Genomic DNA, 23,889 nt, shown 5'->3' with positions numbered 1-23,889 from the left:
ATTCTGACCCATTAAGAGAAAGGGCGCACACCACCGCCCTGCCATGCTGGCCCGGTGACCTCCCTGCCTCCGCTGATCGTGCCGCACCGCTTCAACGGGCCCCCGCGCTCGGGCAACGGCGGCTGGACGTCGGGCGCGCTCGCCACGACGCTCCCCGCCCAAGGACTCGGCACCGCCGTCACGGTGACCTTGCGGCAGCCGCCGCCGCTCGACGTCCCGATGCCCGTGCTCCCGACCGCCGCCGGCGCCACCCTGACCCACGACGGCCAGGTCGTCGCCGAGGCCGTGTACGCCGAGGCGCGGCCGGTGCCGGTGGCGCCGGTCCCGGCGACGGTGGCGGCCGAGGCGGAGGCCCGCTATCCCGGGCACCAGGTCCATCCGTTCCCGAGCTGCTACGTGTGCGGCCCCGACCGGCGCGTCGGCGACGGCCTGCGGATCTTCCCCGGATCCGTGGGCGGGGAGCGGGTGGCCGCCTCCTGGACGCCGTACGAGAGTGCGGTGCCGGTCGCCTGGGCCGCCCTCGACTGCCCGGGCGGCTGGTCCAGCGACCTCGAGGGCCGCCCCTCGGTGCTGGGCCGGATGACGGCCGAGGTCCGCAGCCTGCCGCGCACGTCGGAGCGGTATGTCGTCGTCGGCGAGCAACGCGGTCTCGACGGCCGCCGGACGTTCACCGCCGCGACGCTCTACGGCCCCGACGACGAGGTGGTCGCCACGGCCGAGCACGTGTGGTTCACCGTCGACCCGCGGGACTTCCGGTGACGGCGCCCGCGCCCGGGCACCCCTGGTGGCGCGACGCGGTCGTCTACCAGGTCTACGTCCGCAGCTTCGCCGACGGCCTACCCGCCGACGGCGAGGGGGGCGAGGGGGGCGACGGCGCGGCGGGCGACGGGATCGGCGACCTTCCGGGCATCACGTCCCGGCTCCCCTACCTGCGCGACCTCGGGGTCGACGCGCTGTGGATCACCCCGTTCTACACCTCGCCACAGAAGGACCACGGGTACGACGTCGCCGACTACACCGACGTGGACCCGCTGTTCGGCAGCCTGGCCGACGTGGACCGGCTGCTGGAGACCGCCCACGGTCTCGGCCTGCGGGTCATCGTCGACCTGGTCCCCAACCACACCTCCGACCAGCACGCCTGGTTCCGGGAGGCGCTCGCCGCAGGGCCCGGCTCGCCCGCACGGGCCCGCTACGTCTTCCGGCCCGGCCGCGGGAAGGACGGTGCCGAGCCACCCAACAACTGGCACTCGATCTTCGGCGGACCCGCGTGGACCCGGCTGCCCGACGGCACCTGGTACCTACACCTGTTCGACTCGTCCCAGCCCGACCTCGACTGGCGCAATCCCGAGGTCGGGGACATGTTCGAGGACGTGCTGCGGTTCTGGCTCGACCGCGGCGTCGACGGCTTCCGGGTCGACGTGGCGCACGGCCTCTACAAGGAGGCCACGCTGCGTGACCAGAAGCGCCCGGAGAAGCCGGCGAAGGCGGCCGGGTCGATGGTCGAGCGGGTCCTCAACGACGAGCCGATGTGGGACCAGCCCGAGGTCCACGACGTCTACCGCCGCTGGCGCCGGGTCCTCGACTCCTACCCCGGCGACCGGATGGCCGTCGCGGAGGCGTGGACCCAGACCGCGGCGTCCATGGCCCGGTTCATCCGCCCCGACGAGCTGCACCAGGCCTTCAACTTCGGCTGGCTCGGCACGCCCTGGTCGGCGAAGGCGTTCGCCCAGGTCATCAACGACTCCATCGCCGCGGTCGCGGCCGCCTCGTCGGCGCCGACCTGGGTGCTGTCCAACCACGACGTCGAGCGGCACCCGACGAGGTACGGCGGCGGGCCGGTCGGGCTCGCCCGGGCCCGCGCCGCGACGCTGACCATGCTGGCCCTCCCCGGCTCGGCGTACCTCTACCAGGGCGAGGAGCTCGGCCTGGAGCAGGTCGACGTCCCACCCGAGGCGCGCCAGGACCCGTCGTGGCTGCGTCAACCGGGGGCAACCGGCCAGCCCGGCCGGGACGGTTGCCGGGTCCCGCTGCCCTGGTCGGGCGACCGGCCGCCGTACGGCTTCGGCGGCCCGGCCGGGGCCCAACCGTGGATCCCCCAGCCCGACGACTGGGCGGCGCTGAGTGTCGAGGCCGAGCTGGCCGACCCCGACTCGACGCTGGCGTTCTACCGGCGGGCCCTCGCCCTACGGCGCGCGGTCTTCGCCGGGGCGGACGAGACCACCCACGCCGTCGCCGACGACGACCTGCTGGTCGTCCTGCGGGGCGACGTGGCGGTCGTCCTCAACGCCAGCACCGAGCCGGCGCCCCTGCCGGCGGGCGAGATCCTGATCAGCAGCGGCCCGGTGGCCGACGGCCAGCTGCCGCCGGACACCGCCGCCTGGATCCGCTGACCAGACTGCGATAGTCCCGGCCCAAAAGCTCCGTCCGCCGCCGGTTTCTGGTGCTTTTGGGCCGGGACTATCGCAACGGGGCCGAGGGTCAGCGGTCGGCGGGGATCCCGAGCGCGTCGTTGTAGCGCCGCAGCGATGCCGCGAACTCGCCCAGCTCCTCGGCGGCCCAGTCCCCCAGCTGCTCGGCGAGCAGTTGACGCCGCTGGGCGGCGACGGCGTCGAGCCGCACGGCGCCGTCGGCGCTCACACTGAGCAGGGTCGCCCGACCGTCCTCGGGGTCCGGCGAGCGGTCGACCAGGCCGAGGTCGATCAGGTGCTGCACCTGCCGGCTGATCGCCGCCTTGTCGATCTCGAACACCGCGCACATCGCCGAGGCCCGCAGCGGTCCGTGGTCGCGGACGTAGCCGAGCATCAGGTACGACGACGGCATCAGCTCCGGGTGCACGGCCCGGGCCCGCTCACCGATCACCCGGCGGACCCGCCGGATCAGCACGCCGACCTCGGTCTCGAGGTCCGCCAGCGCATCGGTGCGGGTCAGCGTGGTCGTCATCGTCGATCAACCCGGCGGGCATCGGCCTTGCGGACGTCGCCGCCCTCGACCTCGAAGGCCGGGTAGTCGGCCGGCTCGCCGGCCGCGACCAGGGCGGCCTCCACCTCGGACTCGGCGACCGTCGGGGCGGTCGCGCCGTTGGTCGTGCGCAACGGGACCTCCTTGATGAACAGGATGCACAGGAACGCGACCACCGCGAAGGGCGCGGCGACCAGGAACAGGTGGCCCACGGCGTCGCCGAAGGAGGACTCGTAGATCGACCGGATCGGCCCCGGGAGGTCGGACAGCTTGGGGATGTCCCCGGTGGAGTGCTCCATGGCGGTGAGCTGCTCCTGGCTGATCTTGCCGGCCTTCGCCAGGCTGGTGATGCCGTCCTTGACCCCGCTGCTGACCTGGTGCGCGAGCACGGCGCCCAGCGCGGCCACGCCGGCGGAGCCGCCGATCGACCGGAACATCGCGACGACCGAGCTGGCCGCACCGAGGTCCTCCATCGCGACGTTGTTCTGCACCGAGAGCACCAGGTTCTGCATGGTCGCGCCGAGCCCGATGCCGGTCAGCGCCATGTAGCCGCCGATCACCCACAGCGAGGTGGTGGCGTCGATGGTGCCGAGCAGGGAGATGCCGGCGATGACGAACAGCATGCCACCGACCAACCACCGCTTCCACAGACCGGTGCGGGTGATCACCCGGCCGCTGACGATGCTCGAGACGAGCAGGCCGCCGACCATCGAGACCGACATCAGGCCGGCCTCGGTCGGGCTCATGCCGCGGGCGAGCTGGAAGTACTGGCTCAGGTAGACGGTCGCACCGAACATCGCGACGCCGATCATCACCGAGGCGGCGGTGGCCAAGGTGGTGGTGCGGTCGCGGAACAGGCGCAGCGGGATGACCGGCTCGGAGGCGACCCGCGCCTCGACCCAGAGCGCGCCGCCGATCAGCACCAGGCTGCCCACGACCAGCGCCGCCGACGTACCGGAGATCCAGTCGAAGTTGGTGCCGGCGAGGCTGACCCAGACCAGGATCAGGCTGATGCCGGCCATGATCAGGGTGGCGCCCAGGTAGTCGATCCTCACGTCGCGCTTGATCGTCGGCAGGTGCAGGGTCTTCTGCAGCACGACGAACGCGATCGCGGCGATCGGGATGCCGACGATGAAGCAGCCGCGCCAGCCCATCGGGCTGTCCACGATCAGGCCGCCGAGCAGCGGTCCACTGACCGTGGCGGTGGCGAAGACGGCGCCGATGTAGCCGCTGTAGCGGCCCCGCTCACGCGGGGACACCATCGACGCGATCACGACCTGGACCAGCGCGGTCAGGCCGCCGACGCCGAGGCCCTGGAATGCACGGGCGCCGATCAGCACGCCCATGTTGGGCGCCACCGCGGCGACGACGGAGCCCGCCGAGAAGATGACCAGGGCCACCTGCACGAGGAGCTTCTTGCTGAACAGGTCGGCGAGCTTGCCCCAGATCGGGGTGGTCGCCGTCATCGTCAGGAGGGTCGCGACCACGACCCAGGTGTAGCCGGTCTGGCTGCCCTGGAGGTCGGTCACGATCGCGGGGAGGGCGTTGCTCACCACGGTGCTGGAGAGCATCGCCACGAACATCGCGAGCAGCAGCCCGGTGAGGGCCTCCATGATCTCGCGGTGGGTCATCTGGCCCGGTTCGGCGGTAGCCGACGGAGCTGTCGTCATCGAGTCGTCATCTCATCTCGTCATCACTCGAATAGTTGTCGTAGATCAACCATATGACCGTTGGTTGATCTACGACAACATTCTGTGACGTGGGAGACACGGGGCGGTGGGCGCCGGGGACGCCGAAGCCGCCGGGAGCGAGAAAAGCAGCGACCCGCAGGTGTGGCCCCGGGACGGGACCCCGCCCGGTGGATGGTCCGGGCTCACCTGCGGGTCGGGTGGCTGCGTTGGATTCGCGCGCAGCCTTCAGAACGGCTGGGCTGCTAGCGAGCAGCCACCTCACGCATCCGATGAGAAATCATTCTTCGGACCACCTCCTTTCCCGTGTGCGACAACGGTAGGTCGGTCGACGGCCGCGCACAACGGGATTTTGTCGAGCGGTCCGGCGCGGGCCCGATCGGCGCGACCTCGCACCGCGCCTGTGACCGAGCCGACGTCGGCGGACGGAATGTGGAGCGGCCCGGTGTCCTTCGACCTGACATGTCCGAGCCGAGCCCTCTCATCGAGGCCCCGAAGTCCCGCCTGCCCCTCGTCATCGGAGCGGTGGTGGTGGCGCTGGCCGTGATCGCCGCCGCTGTCCTCCTGCTCACCCGCGACGGCGACGACACCCGCCGCGCGACCGAGGGCGACCAAGCGGCGGGGCTCTCGCAGGACGACCCGGTCAAGGTCGTGCTGGGCACCGTCGGCGCCAGCGACCCCTACTGGACGACCTTCGAGGACGCGGCGCGCGAGGCCGGGATCGAGCTGGAGATCCGCGACTTCGCGGAGTACCCGCTGCCGAACCCCGCGCTCGCCGAGGGGGAGCTGGATGCCAACCAGTTCCAGCACATCGTCTACCTGGCCGAGTACAACGTCGCCAACGACGACGACCTGGTCCCGCTCGGCGCGACCGCGATCTATCCGCTCGGCCTCTACTCCGACAAGTACGACGACGTCGCCGACATCCCCGACGGCGCGACCGTGATCGTGCCAGACGACGACTCGAACCAGGCCCGCGGCCTGCTCGTGCTCCAGTCGGCCGGCCTGATCGAGCTTGCCGGCGGCGGCTCGATCCTCTCCACCGTCGCCGACGTCGACGAGTCGGCGTCCCGGGTGAAGGTCGAGGCGCTCCAGGCCGACCTCACCCCGACCTCGCTGCCCGACGTCGCCGCGGCCATCGTCAACAACGACTTCGTGGAGGACGCCGGGCTGTCGTTCGACGACGCCATCGCCGTCGACGACGCGAGCGACCCGACGGCCGTGCCGTATGTCAACATCTTCGCCGTCCGGGCGGAGGACAAGGACAACCCGGCGCTGCTGCGGCTGGTCGAGGTCTACCAGCGGACGCAGGCCGTCCTGGACGGCGTCGACGCGGCCGCCGGCGGCACCGCCGAGTTCGTCACCCTCGGCCAGGCGGAGCTCGAGCAGAGCCTGCACGAGGTCGAGAAGCAGATCCGCGACCAGCAGTGACCGCTCCCCTCGTCGAGCTGCGCGGCGTCGTCAAGGAGTTCCCCGGCGCCCGCCGCGGCGACCCCGCGAACCGCGCGGTCGACGGCGTCGACCTCAGCGTCGAGCCCGGTGAGATCTTCGCGATCATCGGCTACTCCGGGGCCGGCAAGTCGACCCTGGTCCGGCTGGTCAACGCCCTCGAGCCGGTGACCTCGGGCAGCGTGGTGGTCGACGGCGTCGAGGTCACCACGCTGCCCGAGAAGGGGCTGCGCGAGCTGCGGCTCGGCATCGGCATGGTGTTCCAGCAGTTCAACCTGATGGAGTCGCGCACCGTCTGGGGCAACCTCGCGTTCCCGCTCAGCGTCGCCGGCCGGTCCCGCGCCGAGCAGCAGCGGCGGATCTCCGAGCTGCTCCACTTCGTCGGCCTGGCCGACAAGGCGCACGCCCGGGTCGGTGAGCTGTCCGGCGGCCAGAAGCAGCGGGTGGGCATCGCCCGCGCCCTGGCCACCGAGCCGCGGCTACTGCTGGCCGACGAGGCCACCAGCGCCCTCGACCCCGACACGACGCGCGACGTGCTCGACCTGCTCGCGCGGGTCAACCGCGAGCTCGGCATCACGATCCTGCTCATCACCCACGAGATGGACGTCGTACGCCGCATCGCCCACCGGGTCGCGGTGATGGAGGACGGCCGGGTGGTCGAGCAGGGCCCGACGGTCGACCTCTTCGCCGATCCGCGGCACCCGGTGACCCGGCGGTTCGTCGGCACCGTGGTCGACGACCTGCCCGACGCCGACACGCTCGCCGCGCTCCGCGCGCGGCACCCGGGACGCTTCGTCCGCCTCGCCCTCCGCGGTCACGAGGTGCGCCAGTCCGAGGTGTTCGCGACCCTCCTGCGTCACGACGTGGCCTTCGAGCTGGTCTATGGCGGCATCGAGGAGGTGCAGGGCACCACCTTCGGCAACCTCACCCTCGCCCTCACCGGCGATGCCGCGGCGATCGACCGGGCGCTGGCCGAGGTCGGGGCCCTGGTGACCTGGACGGAGGTGGCGTGATGACCGGACTCGCGACCGCATTCGGGATCGACACCCGGCTCGGCGACCTGCAACCGGAGTTCTGGCAGGCGGCGGGCGAGACCCTGCTGATGGCCACCACCGCCCTGGTGCTGGGCGGCCTGCTCGGCCTCGCCCTCGGGCTGGGCCTGTACCTGACCCGCAAGGGCGGGCTCTACGCCCACCGCCCGGCGTACGTCGTCCTCAATGTCGTGGTGAACTTCTTCCGCCCGATCCCATTCGTCATCTTCGTCGCGGCCCTGCAGCCGCTGGCGCGGGTCGTCGTCGGCACCGGCATCGGGACGCCTGCCGCGACCTTCGCGATCGTCGTCGCCGCGACCTTCGGCATCAGCCGGATCGTCGAGCAGAACCTGGTCACCGTGAGCCCCGGCGTGATCGAGGCGGCCCGCGCGATGGGGGCCAGTCGCTCGCGGATCACGTTCGGCGTGCTGGTGCCCGAGGCGCTCGGTCCGCTGGTGCTCGGCTACACGTTCGCGTTCGTCGCGATCGTCGACATGACCGCGATCGCCGGCGTCGTGGCCGGCGGCGGGCTCGGCTCGTTCGCCCAGCGCTTCGGCTTCCGGCAGTTCGACGACGTCGTCATGTGGGCCTCGATCCTCGCCCTCGTCGCGTTCGTGATGGTCATCCAGCTCGGCGGCAACCTGCTCGCCCGCAAGGTGCTGCGCCGCTGACGGTGCCGCCACGCAACGACCGATTTCGTCCCCGCGGGACCGCATCGGCGACAAATTCGGTTGGTGCGTCGCGAACCGGGTAGGCGCAGAGCATGACGAGCCCGCTCACCCGGCGTACCTCGACCCTCGCCCTGCTGCTCACCCTCGGCCTCACCGCGCTCGCGGGCTGCGGCTCCGACGAGCCCGACAGGAGCGCCCCGGCCGCGCCGTCCGCCCCGGGATCGTCGACGCCGGCCACCGCGGCCCCCGCGTCCGAGCAGCCGACCCCGCCGGCACCGGCCACCGACCTGCCGGCGCTCGTCATCCGGCCGGGCGCGATCGGCGACGCCCGGGTCGGGATGACCCGGGCGGAGTGGGAGGCGACCGGCTTGTTCGCCGACGGCGCGGCGATCTGCGAGAGCGAGCTGATCCACTGGAAGGACGACCCCGACGGCGCGGGGCTGCGGGCGCTGACCGACGAGGACGCGACCATCACCCAGCTCTGGGTGACCGCGTCCGGACCGGTGACGGCGCACGGCGACCTCCAGGTCGGCTCGACGTACGCCGAGCTCGCGGCGGCGTTCCCCGGCCTCACCGAGCCGGTCGATGACGGCTACGACCAGGCGTCGGTGTACCCGCCGGGCGAGGAGGACGGGCTCCCCTACCTCGGCTTCCTGCTCGACGCCCCGCCCGACGAGGTCACCGCCGCGACACCGATCGCCGCCATCGCGGTGACCGGCGGCGAGCCGGCGTACTTCCAGTTCGACTGCTGACCGGACCGGGCCGGACGACCGGCGGGTGCTAGGCGATGTCGAGCGGCAGCAACGATCCCGGCAGCGACACGGTCGGGCAGGCCGTCCAGTCGGTCCGGTCGGTCGGGCACGGGGTGCTGCGCTCACGGATCACCTGGACACTGCCGGCGGACGGCGTCCAGGACAGGTCGAAGGGCCGGTTCGGCTCCCCGGTGTCGCCGGCCCAGGCCATCGCTCCGCCGACCTGGAAGCGGGTCCGGGTGTCTCCTGCCGCGACCAGCCGGTGCCAGGAGCCGTCGTACGTCCAGGTCTGGTAGCTGCCGCCGCTCTCCCCGCTCCGGACGACGAACTGGACCACCACCCGCCCGCCGACCTTGTCCAGTGCGCTGATCCGCCAGCTCCGGGAGTAGCCCGGCGGCGTGCCGTAGTCGGCGGCGATCTCGCCGGTGGCCGGGTCGAGCTCGACGACCTTCTGCTCGACCGAGCAGCCGCCGCAGTCCTCGTCCTCGCCGTTGTCCTGCATGATCGCCAGCAGCGCGGAGCCGTCGAGGCTGGCCCAGAGTCGCACCAGGGGCTCGTTGCGCAGCGCCTGGGTGACCTGGTCCCCCTCGATCCGGAACAGGCCGTGATCGGTCAACGTGTCGTCCTCGCTGTTGACGCCCCACTCGACGAAGGTCACCCCGCCCAGCGTGTAGGGCCGGCCGTGCAGGTGGAACTCCGCATCGAGGCCGCCGATCTGGTCGCTCTCGGCCTCCGCCGCGGGAACGTCGATCCTGCGGACGTCGCCCAGCGCGGCGTCGTACACGAGGACCCGGGCCGGATGCTCGGTCCGGGTCGTGGTCAGCGCCTCCGGGGTGAGGCCGAACTCGCCGACGGGCACCCGGCCGGACACCGGGGCCCCGGTGTCCGGGTCCAGCACGAAGGCGTCGAACCCGTCGACCACGACCGCCCGGCCGTCCGCCCGCCAGGCCACCTCGGCGGCACCCGCCAGCCGGGTGGTGTGCGCGGGAGTGTGGACGAGGGTGTGCTGCCGGCCGATGAGGACCTGCTCGACGTACGCCGGCCCGGCCACCGGCACCACGTCGGCGCCCGGGAGACCGGGATCGAACACCGGGTCACCGCCGGACCCGACGGGGCCGCACCCCCCGAGGTGGACGACGCCCAGCACCACGAGAACGAGCCGCCTGACGAGTGTCATGGAGGCACACCTGCCCGATCACACCCGCCTCACACGGCGGCCGCGGCGAACTGCGCGGCGTGCAGCCGGGCGAACGCGCCGTCCCGCCCGAGCAGCTCGGCGTGGGAGCCCTGCTCGACGATCCGGCCGTGCTCCATCACCAAAATCAGGTCGGCGTCGCGGATCGTGGAGAGCCGGTGCGCGATCACGAAGGACGTCCGGTCGGTGCGCAGCGCCGCCATCGCCTGCTGCAGCAGCAGCTCGGTGCGGGTGTCGACCGACGAGGTGGCCTCGTCGAGGATCAGCAGCGCCGGCTGGGCCAAGAACGCCCGGGCGATGGTGATCAGCTGCCGCTCGCCGGCCGACAGGTTGGACCCCTCGTCGTCGACCAACGTGTCGTAGCCCTCGGGCAACGAGTGCACGAACCGGTCGACGTACGTCGCCCGCGCGGCCTCGCGGATCTCCTCCTCCGTCGCGTCGGGGCGTCCGTAGGCGATGTTGTCGCGGATCGTGCCCTCGAACAGCCAGGTGTCCTGGAGCACCATGCCGATCCGGCTGCGCAGGTCGGCGCGGCTCATCGTCGCGATGTCGGTCCCGTCGAGCAGGATCCGGCCCCGGTCGAGCTCGTAGAACCTCATGATCAGGTTGACCAGCGTCGTCTTCCCGGCGCCGGTCGGGCCGACGATCGCGACCATCTGGCCCGGGTGGGCGACCAGCGAGAGGTCCTCGATCAGCGGCTCGTCGGCGTCGTAGGAGAACGACACGTCCGAGAACTGCACCTCGCCGTTCACCACGGCCGAGCGTGTCGCATACGTCGCTTGCCGCCCGGCCGGGCGGACCTCCACCGGATCGACCTCCTCCTCGGCGTCGAGCAGCTCGAAGACCCGCTCGGCCGAGGCCACGCCGGACTGCAGCAGGTTGGCCATCGACGCGATCTGGGTGATCGGCTGGGTGAAGGTCCGCGAGTACTGGATGAACGCCTGCACCTCACCGAGGGAGAGCGATCCGGACGCGACCCGCAGGCCGCCGACCACGGCGACGACGACATAGTTGAGGTTGCCGATCAGCATCATCATCGGCATCACGAGGCCGCTGATGAACTGGGCGCGGTACGACGACTGGTAGAGCTCCTCGTTGGCGGCGTCGAACTCCTCCTCGACCGCCTGGCGCCGGCCGAACACCGTGACCAGGGCGTGCCCGGAGATGGACTCCTCCACCTGCGCGTTGAGCCGGCCGGTCTGTCGCCACTGGTTGATGAACTGGGACTGCGAGCGCTTCATGATCCGGCTCGTGGCGAACATGGCGATCGGCACCGACACCAGCGAGATGACCGCGAGCAGCGGGGAGACCCAGAACATCGCACCGAGCACGCCGACGACCATCAGCAGCGAGGTGAGCAGCTGGCTCATCGTCTGCTGGAGGTTCTGGGCCACGTTGTCGATGTCGTTGGTGACCCGGCTGAGCAGCTCACCGCGCGGCTGCTTGTCGAAGTACGCCAGCGGCAGCCGGTGGACCTTCTCCTCGACATCGGTGCGCATCTGCCGCACCGTCGCCTGGACGATGTCGTTGACCAGATAGCCCTGCAGCCAGCCGAGCACCTGCCCGCCGAGGTAGACGAGCAGGGTGATCAGCAGGATGTGGCCGACCTTGTCGAAGTCGACGCCCTGACCGGGGACGATGTCGAGACCGCGCAGGAAGTCGGCGAAGCCGCCGTCACCCGCGGCCTCGGCGTTCGCGACGGCGTCGGCCTTGGTGCTGCCCTCGGGGAGCCGTCCGCCGATGAAGCCGTTGAACACCTCGTCGGTCGCCCGGCCGAGCAGCCAGGGTCCGACCACGACGGACGCGACGCTGCCGATGCCGAGCAGGAGGACCGCGACCGCGCGGCCCCGCGCCGGCCGCAGCCGCGCGATCAGCCGCCGGGCGGAGCTGCCGAAGTCGTCGGCCTTCTGGCCGACCATGCCGCCCATCGGACCGCGCCCGGGCCCGCCCTGCTGGACGATCCGCTCGGTCTGCTTCATGGTGCCGCCGGCCTTCTTGGCGTCGCTCATGCGAACACCCCCTCTCCCTTGATGCCTTGCGAGGCGGCGATCTCCTGGTACGTCGGGTTGTCCCGCATCAGGTCGTCGTGGGTGCCCTGGCCGACGACCTCGCCGTCCTCGAGCACGAGGATCACGTCGGCGTCGCGGATGGTCGCGATCCGCTGCGCGACGATGAGGACCGTCGCGTCGCGGGTGACCGGCTTGAGGGCCGCCCGCAGCCGCGCGTCGGTCGCGACGTCCAGCGCCGAGAAGGCGTCGTCGAACAGGAAGATCTCCGGTCGCCGGACGAGCGCCCGGGCGATGGCGAGGCGCTGTCGCTGACCGCCGGAGACCGTCGTACCGCCCTGGGCGACGGAGGTGTCGAGCTGCTCGGGCATCGCGCGGACGAAGTCGGCGCCCTGCGCGATCTCGAGCGCCGCCCACAGCTCGTCGTCGGTGGCCTCGGGGCGGCCGTAGCGCAGGTTGGACGCGATCGTGCCGGAGAACAGGAAGGCCCGCTGGGGCACCAGCCCGATCCGCGACCAGAGCAGCTCGGGCTCCAGGTCGCGCACGTCGACGCCGTCGACCCGGACCACGCCCTCGGTCGCGTCGAGCAGTCGCGGCACCAGGTTGACCAGCGTGGTCTTGCCGGCGCCGGTCGAGCCGATGACGGCGACCGTCTGGCCCGGCCTGGCGGAGAAGGTGACGTCGCGCAGCACCGGCGCCTCGGCACCGGGATAGGTGAGGCCGACCCCTTCGACGTCGAGATGGCCGGCGACGGCGACCTCGGTGACCGGGCGTGCCGGCGGGACGACGCTGGTGCTGGTGCCGAGCACCTCGCCGATCCGGTCCGCGCTGACCGAGGCCCGCGGGATCATCATCAGCATGAAGGTGCCCATCATCACCGACATCAGGATCTGCATCAGGTAGGACAGGAAGGCGGTCAGCGCACCGACCTCCATCTGACCGCCGTCGACCCGATGGCCGCCGAACCAGATCACGCCGACGCTCGCGGCGTTGGACACGGCCATCACGAGCGGGAACATGACCGCCATCCAGCGACCGGCGCGCAACGAGACCTCGGTCAGGTCGTCGTTGGCCCGCTCGAAGCGCTGCACCTCCTGGGGCTCGCGGACGAACGCGCGCACCACCCGGATGCCGGAGATCTGCTCGCGCATCACCCGGTTGACGTCGTCGAGCCGCTCCTGGACCTGCCGGAAGGCGGGCACCATGCGGGACACGACGAGGCCGATGCAGACGAAGAGCACGGGGACGACGGCGACGACCAGCCAGGACAGGCCGAGGTCCTCGCGCATCGCCATGATCACGCCGCCGACCATCATGATCGGGATGGTCACCGCCATCAGGCACGTCATCATCGCCAGCATCTGCACCTGCTGGACGTCGTTGGTGGCGCGGGTGATCAGCGACGGGGCGCCGAAGGTGGAGACCTCGCGGGCCGAGAAGCTGCCGATCCGGCCGAACAGCGCCTTGCGCAGGTCGCGTCCGAACGCCATCGCGGTCTGACCGCCGAACCAGGCCGACGCCATCGAGCAGGCGGCCTGGACCAGGGCGATGACGAGCATGACGCCGCCGACCTTCACGACGTAGCCGGTGTCGCCGCGGGCGACGCCCTTGTCGATGATGTCGGCGTTGAGGCTGGGCAGGTAGAGCATGGCGGCGGTGCCGGTGAACTGCAGCACGACGATGGCGGCCAGCCAGCCCTTGTAGGGGCGCAGGTAGTCGCGCAGGAGCGGGGCGAGCATCAGTGCGGGTCCTTTCTCAGAACGCCGTTCAGGACGGTGTCGACGATCTCGACGGGGGTGAGCAGGTCACCGTCGGCGATCTCCTCGTGGGACGCGGCGAAGGTCAGCAGCCGCCAGACGTGGAGCACCCGGTCCGGACCACGGTCGAAGCGGTCGAGGTCGGGGGCGATGAGCAGGTAGAGCCGGTCCTGCACCTCCGCGAGGCCCTCCTTGATCTCGGGCCGCTCGGCGAGATGGTCCGGTGGGCCGACGAAGCCCATGGACCTCATCAGGCCGAAGATCGCCAGGAACCGCTGCTGGAGGACCGCGGTCATCGCTATCATCCGCTCGCGCAGTGGCAGCGCCAGGTCGATCTCGTCCAGCCGACGCAGCACGGCACCCGGCTCGAAGCACCGGGCGATGGTCGTGTCGATCAGGTCGTCCTTGGAGTCGAAGACCCGGAAGATCGTGCCCTCCGCGACGCCGGCTGTCTCGGCGATCAGCCGCGTGGTCACCCGCCGGCCGTGCTCGTAGAGCAGCGGCCGGGTCGCCCGGATGAGCATCTCCCGGCGGTCGTCGGGCGACAGCGGTGCGGCGCGGGGTGGCATGCCGGACACCATAAATGAGTGAGTACTCACTCACAAGTTCTTTTCCGGCGGCCGGGTCGCCGGAGGAGGAGATGCGGCACCACGCGACGGTCCGTAGGGTCCGGTCCATGAGCTACGTCTTCGTCATGGTGCGTCGTGTCCGGGCAGCGGACGCGACGGGACTGGGGATGGCACCCACTCCGGCCTGACTGGGCGCGGCGTCTCGTCGCCGACAGCCCCGTCGCCGCGGGCGACCTGGTCCTCGACGTCGGCGCCGGGCACGGTGCCCTGACCGGACCGCTGGTCGACACCGGCGCCCGGGTCATCGCCGTCGAGCTGCATCCGGGCCGGGCCGCCGCCCTCCGGGAGCGGTACGCCGAGCGCGGGGTGCGCGTGGTCCAGGGCGACCTGCGCGACCTGCGTCTGCCCTCCCGGCCGTTCCGGGTCGTCGCCAGCCCGCCGTACTCCCAGTCCACGCCCCTGGTCCGCCTGCTGCTCGGCACCGACCGACTGCTGTCGGCCGATCTCGTGCTGCAGTCCGCGACCGCCCGGCGGCTCGCCGCGGCGCCGCCCCGTGCCCGGCACGCCCGCCGCTACCGGCTCCGGGTCGAGCGATCCGTGCCGCGCGCCGCGTTCCGGCCGCCGCCGCGGGTGGACTCGGTGGTGCTGCGGATCGAGCGGTGAGGCCGACGGCGACCGGAACGGCGCTGCGACGCTCAGCCGCCGAGGGCGGCGGTCAGGTCGCTGCCGGGCAACACCGGGACCCGCAGCCGGGCGCCGTCGGGGCCGCCGACCCGGATCGTGTGGAGGGCGGGCAGCGACAGCGGCGAGAACAGGGACGTCCCGACGATCTGGATCCGCAGCCGGTGGCCGGCCCGGAAGACGTTGCCGACCGGCCACAGCTCGACCTGGTAGCGCCGGATCTTCCCCACCGTGGCCCGGTCCACGGTGCCGTAGTCGCCGTAGGGCTGCACCACCGCGCCGCCGGCGTCGGTCAGGGACCGGCCCGGGACGAGGTCCGGATAGCTCGTCGACAGCCGGCCGACCGTCAACGGGTGCGAGGAGCCGTCGGGGGCGACGTCGGAGAGGATCGCCCAGATCCCCGAGCCCGGCGTCGTGGTCGCCAGCGGCAGGTCGAGGGCGAGCGGACCCGCCAGCGCCACGTCGGCGGACAGCGCGTCGGTCGTGTAGGTCAGGCCGGTCAGCTTCTCGACGGCCACCGCGTTCGTACGGCCGAGGAAGGGCAGCGCCCCGGTGAGGGCCTTCGCGCCCCCGGCCTCCAGCAGCGACCAGGTCGGGACGTCGGACATGGTCGGCAGGGTCGGCAGGGTCAGGTAGGACTCCTTCCGCGCGGCGGCCGGGGGCTCCGTCGTCAGCCGCTTGCCCCCACCGAGTGCGAGTTCGGTCCAAGTGGTGCCCGGGACCGGCCAGTCGGCGGCCTCCCGGACCGTGTACTGGCCGTCGAGGTACGCCGCCCGGTCGCCGTGGGCGAGCAGCAGCCGGACCGCGGGCCGGCTCTCGATGTCGTTGTCGACACCGCGCAGGTAGTGGTCGAGCCAGGCCCGCGCCTCGCCGACGCCGCCGTCGGTGCCGGCCGGCGTACCGTCGTGGCCGCCCTCCATGACCAGGTGGGCCCCGTCGTCGCGCAGCGCCTGGAAGGCCTGGAACACACCACGCGACTCGACGTCGTAGAAGCCGTTGAGCATGAGCACCGGGATGTCGTTGGCGTCGCCGCGCCAGCCGCGCTCGGCCCACCAGGAGTCGAGGCTGGGATGGGCCAGGACGCCGAGGCCGCTGGCGAACAGCCCGCCGACCACGCCGAGAGAGGGCGCCGGGTCGCGCCGCAGCCGGTCGACCCCTTGGAGCAGGGCGGGGGCACCGATCATGCCGATCACACCGGCACCGGGGACGAGGTTGAGGATGCCGCCGGGCACGAGCAGGTCGCGGTAGAGCTCGTGGGTGCCCGAGCGCAGGATCGCCGCCTTCACACACGGCAGCCGCTGGTGCCAGGAGTTGTAGAGCACGATCGCACTGGCGGAGAAGCCGTTGACGGCCAGGTCACCGTCGCTGAACGGCTGCGTGCACGCCCACTGCAGCACCTCGACCACGTCGCGCTGGCTCCGGGGACCGAGAGCGTCGAAGGACCCGTCGCTGTCGCCGGTGCCGCGGATCTGGACCAGGAGGAAGTTGTAGTCCGGCGTCACCTCGAGCGTCTGGCTGTCGTCGCCGTACGGCGAGAACTCCACCACCGTGGGCTTGGCCGTCACCGGTCCGACGCTGGTCAGGGTCGTCTGCAGCTCGACGCCGTCGGAGGTGGTGAACCGCTGGTCGACGGCCACCCGCGCGGGTGGCGCCGGCTCGTCGGCACCGGCCGGGCGCGGCCAGGAGGACAGCCCCGTCACGGCGAGGCTGAGGGCGACGAGCAGTCTGGTGAGGGTTCGCGGTCCCATGTGAGCACAACGACACGGCCACTCCTGGGCTATGTCGTCGCGACCGACACACAATGGAGGCATGGCACGCGTCGCTCTGGTCCTCGGCTCCGGCGGCGCCCGCGGGTACGCCCACCTCGGCGCGGTCCAGGAGCTCCGCGACCGCGGTCACGAGATCGTCGCGATCTCGGGTACGTCGATGGGCGCCGTCGTGGGCGGTCTGGTCGCCGCCGGCAAGGACGACGAGTTCGCCGCCTGGGCCTCGACGCTGACCGGCCGCCGCGTGGTCCGGCTGGCCGACCCCACCTGGACGGGTGGCGGCGCCGCCACCGCCGAGCGGCTGATGGCCACGCTCGACGAGATCGTCGGCGACGTCACCATCGAGTCGCTGCCGATCCCCTACACCGCGGTCGCCACGGACCTGGCGGCCCGCCGCGAGGTGTGGTTCCAGCGCGGCCCGCTGATCCCCGCGATGCGCGCGTCCTTCGCCATCCCCGGCCTGTTCACGCCCGCCCTGGTCGACGGCCGGGTCCTCGTCGACGGCGGCCTGCTCAACCCGCTGCCGCTCGAGCCCACCGCCGCCGCGGCCGCCGACTTCACGGTCGCCGTCTCGCTCCAGGGCCCGCGCGAGCCGCACGAGCCGACCTCCCCCGCCCGCGGCTTCTCGGTGCGCCGGGCGGAGTGGGCGGCCGACCTGCGCCGCCGGTTCCGCCGGGGCGAGGAGGAGCTGGCCGAGGACGCCTCCGCACCGGCCGCACCCGAGGCCCCGGCCGAGGCGCCACCGGCCGACGCGGTCGACGTACGACCGGACGTGCGGACCTCGGAGGTCGTGTCGCTGTCCTTCGACGCGATGCAGAGCCTGATCACCCGCTACCGCCTGGCCGCGCTGCCGCCCGACGTCCTGGTCACCATCCCGCTCAGCGCCGCCCGGACCATCGACTTCCACCGCGCCGCCGAGCTGCTCGACCTCGGCCGCACCCTGACGAAGACCGCGCTGGACGACGCCGGGCGCTGACCGGCCGGACGGAACGCGGACCGGAGTGTCCGATTCCGCCCCGCGCGGCCGGATCACGAGGCAGGATGCGCCCATGGACATGGGGGTCCACCCGGACGAGCGCGCGCTGCTGGAGGCCTTGATCGCCGCAGCGGCTCCCGACCCGCTGCCCGCGGACCAGGCGATCCCGCTGCTGTGCCGGGTCGAGGAGACCGAGGTGGCGGACCTCGGCCGGCTGGCCTACCGCGCCCTGACCGGCGTCGATCCGGGAACGGCCGGCACCCCGCCCTCACCGGCCGAGCTGGTCCCCGGGTTCCCGTCCTTCGCCGCCGAGGTCATCCAGCGGGCGATCGCGGGCCCCGAGGAGCGCCGCCCCACGATCCAGGGGCTGCTGGTCGTCCTCGAGACCGTCGGTCCCGCCCTCTGGCCTACCAGCGGCCGGCCGCATGTCGTCATCGGCGAAGATGGGCCCGTGCCCGCCGACGACCCCGCAGCCTCCGACGACCTCGCGCGCGCCGAGGAGCGGCAGCGCGTGCACGCCGAGTTCCGGTCGCTGCTGATCCCCACCCGCGAGGTGCCCCGGTTCGACCCGCTCTTCGACACCCTCTCCGACCCGCTGGGCGACCCGGTGCCGGAGGACGACGCGGAGCCTGACGCGGAGGGTGCGGCGGAGCCCGACGTGGAGGGGGCCGCGGGCCCCGCCGTGGAGGCGCCGGAGGAGTCCGCGGACGAGAGCGCCGGCGAGCCCCTCGACGAGCACGACGCCTTCCGGCGGGTGGTGGCGACCGGACACACGGTGCCGCGCTTCGACCCGCTCGACGGCGCGGGCGACGTCCCAGGGCTCGGCACCGAGATCGTCCGTCGGCGCCGCAGCAAGCGCCGCCGCTCCGCGAGCCACAGCACCCGCCCCCGGCCGGTCGCTCCCGCAGCCGAGGACGTCGAGGCGATCGAGGACGAGCTCGAGGTCCTCGATCCCGACGACATCGAGTTCGAGATCGCCGAGCCGGCGCCCGACGTACCCGACGACGTCCAGCCCGAGATCGTCGAGCCGACGCCCGCCCGACCCGAGGTCGAGCCGGAGGCCGTCACCCCGGCACCGGCCCGCGCCCCCGCCGGCGGCGCCGACAAGCGCGAGACCCTGATCCTGGTCGCGGTGGTCGCGGTGCTGATCCTGCTCGGCGCGATCTACGCGGCGGCGCAGAAGTCCGACCGGCCCCACGACAGCGGCACCCCTCAGGGCGCGAGCCTGGTGACCTCCCAGCCGGTGGCGGTGCGGGCGTAGCGCAGCCGGTCGTGCATCCGGCCGGGGCGCCCCTGCCAGAACTCGAAGGACACCGGCTGGACGCGGTAGCCGCCCCAGACCGGCGGGACCGGCACGTCCACCCCGGCGAAACGCTCCTCGGCCTCGCCGTAGCGCCGGTCGAGCTCCGCCCGGCCGTCGACCACCCGGGACTGCGGTGAGGCCCAGGCGCCGAGCTGGGCGCCGCGGGGGCGCGAGCCGAAGTACGCCGCCACCTGCTCCGCCGCGAGCGGATACGCCGTCCCCTCGACCCGGACCTGGCGCTCCAGCGGGTGCCACGGGAAGAGCAGCGCGCAGCGCGGCTCGGCACCCAGCGCGGCGCCCTTGCGCGAGCCGGTGTTGGTGAAGAACGTGAACCCGTCGTCGGGGCCCTCGGCGGCGACGCCCTTGAGCAGCACCATCCGCGCCGACGGCGCCCCGTCGGGATCCACGGTCGCCACGACCATCGCGTTCGGCTCGTGCACACCGGCGGCAGCCGCGTCGTCGAACCAGCGCTGCCACAGCGGCCACGGCGCATCGGGGACGTCGACCTCGGCGAGCCCGCGGTCGCCGTACTCCCTGCGCAGCGCGGCCAGGTCGGAGGACGGGGTCGGGTCGAGGGCCATGGACCCACCTTAGGGACCGCCTCTGTGGAGCCGTGGGGCAGAATGCCGGGTGGCCCGCGGGTCGCCCGGCTCGGACGCACCTGCACTCATCGCTTCGAAGGAGTTCGCCGATGCCCGAGGTACACCACGGACTGGAGGGCGTCATCGCCTTCGAGACCCAGATCGCGGAGCCCGACAAGGAAGGCTCGGCCCTGCGCTACCGCGGTGTCGACATCGAGGATCTGGTCGGCCGGGTGCCCTTCGAGAAGGTCTGGGGCCTGCTCATCGACGGCTCCTTCAGCCCCGGCCTGCCGCCGGCGGAGGCGTTCAGCCTCCCCGTGCACACTGGCGACGTCCGTGTCGACGTCCAGGCGGCGATCGCCATGCTCGCGCCGGCGTTCGGCTTCGGCCAGACCTACGACATCACCGACGAGCAGGCCCGCGCGGACCTCGCCCGGGTCGCCGTGATGGTCCTGTCGTACGCCGGTCAGTCGGCGCGCGACCTCCACCTGCCCGTCGTACCCCAGAAGACCGTCGACGAGGGCAAGACCCTCGCCGAGAAGTTCCTCATCCGCTGGCGCGGCGAGGCGGACCCCAAGCACGCCCACGCCATCGACGCCTACTGGTCCTCGGCCGCCGAGCACGGCATGAACGCCTCCACCTTCACCGCGCGCGTCATCACCTCGACCGGCGCCGACGTCGCCGCCGCGTTCTCGGGCGCCATCGGGGCGATGAGCGGCCCCCTGCACGGCGGCGCGCCCTCGCGGGTGCTGCACATGATCGAGGAGGTCGAGAAGAGCGGCGACGCCGAGGGCTACGTCAAGGGCCTGCTCGACTCCGGCGAGCGGCTGATGGGCTTCGGCCACCGCGTCTATCGCGCCGAGGACCCGCGCGCCCGGGTGCTGCGCCGGACCGCGCGTGAGCTCGACGCCCCGCGCTACGAGGTCGCCGAGGCGCTGGAGAAGGCCGCCCTGGCCGAGCTCCGGGCCCGCCGTCCCGACCGGGTGCTGGAGACCAACGTCGAGTTCTGGGCGGCGATCGTCCTCGACTTCGCCGAGGTCCCGGCCAACATGTTCACCTCGATGTTCACCTGCGCCCGCACCGGCGGCTGGTCGGCCCACATCCTGGAGCAGAAGCGGACCGGTCGCCTGATCCGCCCCTCGGCGATCTACACCGGCCCGGCCGCCCGCCCTGCCAGCGACATCGAGGGCTGGGACGCCGCCTGGGGCCAGTGAGCACGGGGCCGGTCTGATTTCGTCGTACCGGACATATCGGTCGTGATCTCGCTGAATTCACGACCCGGATGTCCGGCACGACGCGTCTCAGAGCCGCCCTGCGTACCAGGAGAGCCGGCCGCGCGCACCCGCCCGGGTGAGCGAGATGTGCACGTGGTCGCGGTGCCGCAGGGTGCGGGAGCACTCGCGCTTCGTGGGGCAGGCCGCGTTGAGGTACGGCGCGGGGGCGAACCGCCGCCACGAGGACCAGGTCGTGTCGTCCCAGATGACGTACATGACGCCCATCCGGCGGGCCAGGGCCGCGGGGTTGCCGGCCGCATCGGGCGCGAAGAGGGCGGCGAGGAGGGCGCGGACGCGACGACGGTCCGCAGCTCGGCGTACGTCCACCGTCCAGTCGAACGCGCGTCCCTCGCTGTGCTCCGACGGACTGGCCCCGCAGGCCCGGGAGATGCCACCGAACCCGCCGCCGAAGCGGCGGACCGTCCACCGGGCGAGGGCCTTCGTCCCGGGGCGGTCGCGCGGGGAGCAGCGGACCGGCGGCTGGTACGCCGCGTAGCCCTCGAGCGGGGCGGCGTCTGCCTGTGCGGCCTGTGCGGCCTGTGCGGCCGGGGCGGGCAGGCCCGGCAGCATGATCAGCGCCGTCGCCAGGAGAGCGGCGGCGACCAGGGCGCGCAGGACGGACACACCGGTCCATCGGCGCCCGCGGCCCGGACCTGAGCCGGCGGGCCACGGTCAGAGCGCCACGCCGACCTGCTCGAGGAAGGCGGCGGCGGCCGGCGCGGGCCCGAACCTGCTCCACACGACGTGCTCGGTGCGCACCGGCGCCCGGGCGACCGGGACGGCGACCAGCCCGGGCAGCTGGTCGACGAAGGTGGACGCCAGCAGGGCCACCGCGAGCCCGGCGCGCAGGATCCGGCCCATCAGCAGCATGTCGGTGGTCTCGAAGCTGACCTCGCGGCGCAGCCCGGCGTCCGCGAACGCCCTGTCGGCCTGGAGGCGTCCGGTGCTGCCGGCCGGGAAGTCGACGAAGGTCTCGCCCGCGAGCCGGCCCAGGGTCAGCCGGGAGCGCTCGGCGAGGGGGTGCTCGGGCGCCAGCACCGCACGGTGGCGGTCGCTGGCCAGTCGACGACCGGCCACGCCGGTGATCTCCCAACCCTCGGGGAGGCCGAGGAACGCGAGGTCGAGCGTGCCGTCGGCGACCTGCTGCACGTGGGTGTCGCTGTTGCCGCTGGTGAGCCGGACCTGCACCTCGGGATGGCGCTCACGGAAGGTGCGCAGCGCCGTGGGGACGTCGACCGCCGCGACGGTGGGGATCACGCCGATCGACAGCGGGCCGCGCACCTCCCCCGTCGCGGCCGCGACCTCCGCCCGCGCCCGGTCGGCGGCGTCGAGGCACTGCCGCGCGACCGGCAGGAAGGCCTGACCGGCCGGGCTGAGCCGCACCTGCCGGCTGGTCCGGTGGAAGAGCCGTACGCCGAGCTCCTGCTCCAGCCGGGCCACCTGGTGGCTGAGGGCCGACTGCACGACGAAGCAGGCCTCTGCCGCTCGGGTGAAGCTGCCGTGCTCGGCGATCGCGACGACATATCTCATCTGCTGCAACTCCATCCATCCATCTTGAACCACGATCAATCAGATGAAAAGCATGTGTTGGACTCATAGATGGGAAGGGCGGAACCTGGAGACATGACCACGACCACCGAGATCCAGCACCCGGCGCCTGGTACCCCGGGCACCGCCGGCACCCCGGGCACCGCCGGCCTCACCGCACTGACGGCGCTCGCGCCCGCAGTATGGGGCACGACCTACCTGGTGACGACCGAGCTGCTGCCGCCCGGGCACCCGCTCCTCGCGGGCCTCCTGCGCGCCCTGCCGGCCGGGCTGCTGTTGCTCCTCGTCCTCCGACGACTCCCTCAGGGCGTGTGGTGGTGGCGCTCGCTCACCCTGGGCGCCCTCAACATCGGCATCTTCTTCCCACTCCTGTTCGTCGCGGCCGAGCGGCTGCCGGGCGGCGTCGCGGCGACCGTCGGCGCGGTCCAGCCGCTGCTCGTGATCGGCCTCGCACTCCCCCTCCTGGGCGAGCGGCCGACCGTCGCCCGGGTCGGGTGGGCGCTGGCCGGCGTCGGCGGGGTGGCGCTGGTGGTCCTCGGCCCCGACGCGACGCTCGACCCGGCAGGCCTCCTCGCGGGCCTCGGCGGAGCGCTGTCGATGGCGGCGGGCGTCGTCCTCACCCGCCGCTGGGGACGGCCCGAGGGCGTCGGCTCCGGCGTCCTGGTGAGCTGGCTGCTGACAGCCGGGGGGCTGGTCCTGCTGCCGGTGACCTTCCTCGTCGAGGGCGCCCCGCCGGCGATCGACGCTCCGGCCGCAGGCGGCTACCTCTGGCTGGGCGCGGTCGGCGGCCTGGCGGCGTACCTGCTCTGGTTCCGCGGCCTGGGCTCGCTGCCGGTCGTCGCGACCGCATTGCTCGGCCTGCTCTCGCCCGTCGTGGCGGCCGCGCTCGGCTGGCTGGTCCTCGGCGAGGCCCTGCGGCCGGTCCAGCTGGCCGGCTTCGCCCTCGCGCTGGCCGCGATCCTCGGCGGACAGCTCACCCGTCGCTGAGCGCCGTCAGCGCACCACGTGGTCGAGGAGCTCCTCGCCGGCCGCCGCCGCGACGAGCGGGTCGCCCTGCCGGATCGCCTCCAGGACCGCGTCGTGCTCGGCCGCGAGGACGTCGGCGTCGGTCATCGGCTGGATGCTCGCGCGCAGGGTCGGGACCAGTCCGTCGTACAGCTCGACGAGCAGCGGGTTGTGGGCGGCGGCCACGACGGCGCGGTGGAAGTCGACGTCGGCCTCGACGGAGGCCGGGCCGTCGCCGTCGCGGACCGCGTCGCGGCGCCGGGCCATGATCGCGTCCAGGCCCGCGAGGTCGTCGTCGGTGCGGCGCGCCGCGGCCAGCGCGGCCGCGCGCACCTCGATCGCGTGCCGCACCTCCAACAGGTGCTCGATCTCGACCCGGTCGAGCTGCTTGTGCATCAGCGCCTGCATCTCGGTCGTGGCCGCGACATAGGTGCCGTCGCCGCGGCGCACCTGCAGGAGGCCGAGGTGGGCGAGCGCCTTGACCGCCTCGCGCACGGTGTTGCGGCTGACGCCGAGGGCCGCGGCGAGCGCCGGCTCGGGCGGGATCCGGGTGCCGACCTCCCACTCACCGCTCTCGAACAGCGCACGCATGCCGGCGATGGCCTGGTCGACCAGCGAGGCGGGGCTGGCAGGGGCGAGGGGCACGGCAACCTCCCTTCATTCGTCCAATCATCCTATG

22 protein-coding genes are annotated in these 23,889 nt (G+C 72.9%); 11 read left to right on the top strand and 11 right to left on the bottom strand.

Annotated features, from left to right (window positions below):
- Positions 1–54 precede the first annotated feature (54 nt).
- On the top strand, positions 55–759 hold the full coding sequence (locus RB608_RS19515; RefSeq protein ID WP_308089718.1) for a hypothetical protein: 705 nt from the start codon (positions 55–57) through the stop codon (positions 757–759).
- Positions 756–2,390: a glycoside hydrolase family 13 protein gene (locus RB608_RS19510; RefSeq protein WP_308089717.1), complete on the top strand. Its 1,635-nt coding sequence runs from the start codon at positions 756–758 to the stop codon at positions 2,388–2,390. Before RB608_RS19515 ends, RB608_RS19510 begins: the two co-directional genes overlap by 4 nt.
- An 88-nt stretch (positions 2,391–2,478) precedes the next feature.
- Here RB608_RS19510 and RB608_RS19505 read toward each other — a convergent pair whose 3' ends face one another.
- Both RB608_RS19505 and RB608_RS19500 read right to left on the bottom strand, forming a co-directional pair.
- Complete coding sequence (locus tag RB608_RS19505) at positions 2,479–2,940, bottom strand: MarR family transcriptional regulator (protein WP_308089716.1); 462 nt, start codon at positions 2,938–2,940, stop codon at positions 2,479–2,481.
- Positions 2,937–4,628, bottom strand: coding sequence for an MDR family MFS transporter (locus RB608_RS19500; RefSeq protein ID WP_308089715.1), 1,692 nt, complete (start codon positions 4,626–4,628; stop codon positions 2,937–2,939). Before RB608_RS19500 ends, RB608_RS19505 begins: the two co-directional genes overlap by 4 nt.
- Before the next feature lie 480 nt (positions 4,629–5,108).
- Between RB608_RS19500 and RB608_RS19495 the strand changes: the two genes are divergently transcribed.
- From RB608_RS19495 to RB608_RS19480, 4 genes are all read left to right on the top strand, one after another.
- Entirely contained in the window at positions 5,109–6,077 is a 969-nt protein-coding gene (locus RB608_RS19495) for a MetQ/NlpA family ABC transporter substrate-binding protein (RefSeq protein ID WP_308089714.1), read from the top strand.
- Positions 6,074–7,108, top strand: a complete 1,035-nt coding sequence (locus RB608_RS19490; protein ID WP_308089713.1) for a methionine ABC transporter ATP-binding protein — start codon at positions 6,074–6,076, stop codon at positions 7,106–7,108. The genes RB608_RS19495 and RB608_RS19490 overlap by 4 nt, the downstream gene beginning before the upstream one ends.
- A complete protein-coding gene (locus RB608_RS19485) occupies positions 7,108–7,797 on the top strand; it encodes an ABC transporter permease subunit (RefSeq protein WP_308089712.1) in 690 nt (229 codons plus the stop codon). The genes RB608_RS19490 and RB608_RS19485 overlap by 1 nt, the downstream gene beginning before the upstream one ends.
- Before the next feature lie 92 nt (positions 7,798–7,889).
- A complete protein-coding gene (locus RB608_RS19480; protein ID WP_308089711.1) occupies positions 7,890–8,549 on the top strand; it encodes a hypothetical protein in 660 nt (219 codons plus the stop codon).
- A 28-nt stretch (positions 8,550–8,577) separates the two neighbouring features.
- On the opposite strand, the gene RB608_RS19475 is transcribed toward RB608_RS19480, so the two are convergent.
- The 4 genes from RB608_RS19475 to RB608_RS19460 are packed head-to-tail and all read right to left on the bottom strand — an operon-like array spanning position 8,578 to position 14,076.
- The gene (locus RB608_RS19475; RefSeq protein WP_308089710.1) at positions 8,578–9,726 is read right to left on the bottom strand and encodes a hypothetical protein; all 1,149 of its coding nucleotides are present in this window, start codon (positions 9,724–9,726) and stop codon (positions 8,578–8,580) included.
- A gap of 29 nt (positions 9,727–9,755) precedes the next feature.
- The gene (locus tag RB608_RS19470; protein WP_308089709.1) at positions 9,756–11,753 is read right to left on the bottom strand and encodes an ABC transporter ATP-binding protein; all 1,998 of its coding nucleotides are present in this window, start codon (positions 11,751–11,753) and stop codon (positions 9,756–9,758) included.
- Positions 11,750–13,489 (bottom strand): ABC transporter ATP-binding protein, encoded by a 1,740-nt coding sequence (locus RB608_RS19465; RefSeq protein ID WP_308089708.1) that lies wholly within the window; start codon positions 13,487–13,489, stop codon positions 11,750–11,752. Before RB608_RS19465 ends, RB608_RS19470 begins: the two co-directional genes overlap by 4 nt.
- On the bottom strand, positions 13,489–14,076 hold the full coding sequence (locus RB608_RS19460; protein WP_308089707.1) for a TetR/AcrR family transcriptional regulator: 588 nt from the start codon (positions 14,074–14,076) through the stop codon (positions 13,489–13,491). The genes RB608_RS19465 and RB608_RS19460 overlap by 1 nt, the downstream gene beginning before the upstream one ends.
- A 135-nt stretch (positions 14,077–14,211) precedes the next feature.
- Between RB608_RS19460 and RB608_RS19455 the strand changes: the two genes are divergently transcribed.
- Positions 14,212–14,739 carry an rRNA adenine N-6-methyltransferase family protein gene (locus tag RB608_RS19455; RefSeq protein WP_308089706.1) on the top strand — a complete coding sequence of 176 codons (528 nt, stop codon included), beginning with the start codon at positions 14,212–14,214 and terminating at the stop codon, positions 14,737–14,739.
- 32 nt (positions 14,740–14,771) lie between these two features.
- Here RB608_RS19455 and RB608_RS19450 read toward each other — a convergent pair whose 3' ends face one another.
- The gene (locus RB608_RS19450) at positions 14,772–16,505 is read right to left on the bottom strand and encodes a CocE/NonD family hydrolase (protein WP_308089705.1); all 1,734 of its coding nucleotides are present in this window, start codon (positions 16,503–16,505) and stop codon (positions 14,772–14,774) included.
- Positions 16,506–16,566: 61 nt separating this feature from the next.
- Between RB608_RS19450 and RB608_RS19445 the strand changes: the two genes are divergently transcribed.
- Complete coding sequence (locus RB608_RS19445; RefSeq protein WP_308089704.1) at positions 16,567–17,499, top strand: patatin-like phospholipase family protein; 933 nt, start codon at positions 16,567–16,569, stop codon at positions 17,497–17,499.
- 73 nt (positions 17,500–17,572) lie between these two features.
- A complete protein-coding gene (locus tag RB608_RS19440) occupies positions 17,573–18,760 on the top strand; it encodes a hypothetical protein (RefSeq protein WP_308089703.1) in 1,188 nt (395 codons plus the stop codon).
- Here RB608_RS19440 and pdxH read toward each other — a convergent pair.
- Positions 18,712–19,383, bottom strand: a complete 672-nt coding sequence (gene pdxH, locus RB608_RS19435) for a pyridoxamine 5'-phosphate oxidase (protein ID WP_308089702.1) — start codon at positions 19,381–19,383, stop codon at positions 18,712–18,714. The genes RB608_RS19440 and pdxH overlap by 49 nt on opposite strands.
- A gap of 110 nt (positions 19,384–19,493) precedes the next feature.
- Here pdxH and RB608_RS19430 point away from each other — a divergent pair, with 110 nt between their 5' ends.
- A complete protein-coding gene (locus RB608_RS19430) occupies positions 19,494–20,597 on the top strand; it encodes a citrate synthase 2 (RefSeq protein WP_308089701.1) in 1,104 nt (367 codons plus the stop codon).
- A gap of 87 nt (positions 20,598–20,684) precedes the next feature.
- On the opposite strand, the gene RB608_RS19425 is transcribed toward RB608_RS19430, so the two are convergent.
- Together RB608_RS19425 and RB608_RS19420 are read right to left on the bottom strand one after the other, a co-directional pair.
- Complete coding sequence (locus RB608_RS19425; protein ID WP_308089700.1) at positions 20,685–21,281, bottom strand: hypothetical protein; 597 nt, start codon at positions 21,279–21,281, stop codon at positions 20,685–20,687.
- A gap of 48 nt (positions 21,282–21,329) precedes the next feature.
- A complete protein-coding gene (locus RB608_RS19420) occupies positions 21,330–22,202 on the bottom strand; it encodes a LysR substrate-binding domain-containing protein (RefSeq protein ID WP_308089699.1) in 873 nt (290 codons plus the stop codon).
- 78 nt (positions 22,203–22,280) lie between these two features.
- Here RB608_RS19420 and RB608_RS19415 point away from each other — a divergent pair, with 78 nt between their 5' ends.
- The gene (locus RB608_RS19415; protein WP_308089698.1) at positions 22,281–23,192 is read left to right on the top strand and encodes an EamA family transporter; all 912 of its coding nucleotides are present in this window, start codon (positions 22,281–22,283) and stop codon (positions 23,190–23,192) included.
- Between the two features lie 6 nt (positions 23,193–23,198).
- On the opposite strand, the gene RB608_RS19410 is transcribed toward RB608_RS19415, so the two are convergent.
- On the bottom strand, positions 23,199–23,855 hold the full coding sequence (locus RB608_RS19410) for a FadR/GntR family transcriptional regulator (RefSeq protein WP_308089697.1): 657 nt from the start codon (positions 23,853–23,855) through the stop codon (positions 23,199–23,201).
- Between the last annotated feature and the right edge of the window lie 34 nt (positions 23,856–23,889).

This window comes from Nocardioides sp. LHD-245 (assembly GCF_030929495.1).
GTDB lineage: Bacteria > Actinomycetota > Actinomycetes > Propionibacteriales > Nocardioidaceae > Nocardioides.
The sequence above is the reverse complement of the archived record's forward strand: the minus strand, read 5'-3'. Positions and strand labels throughout refer to the sequence as shown.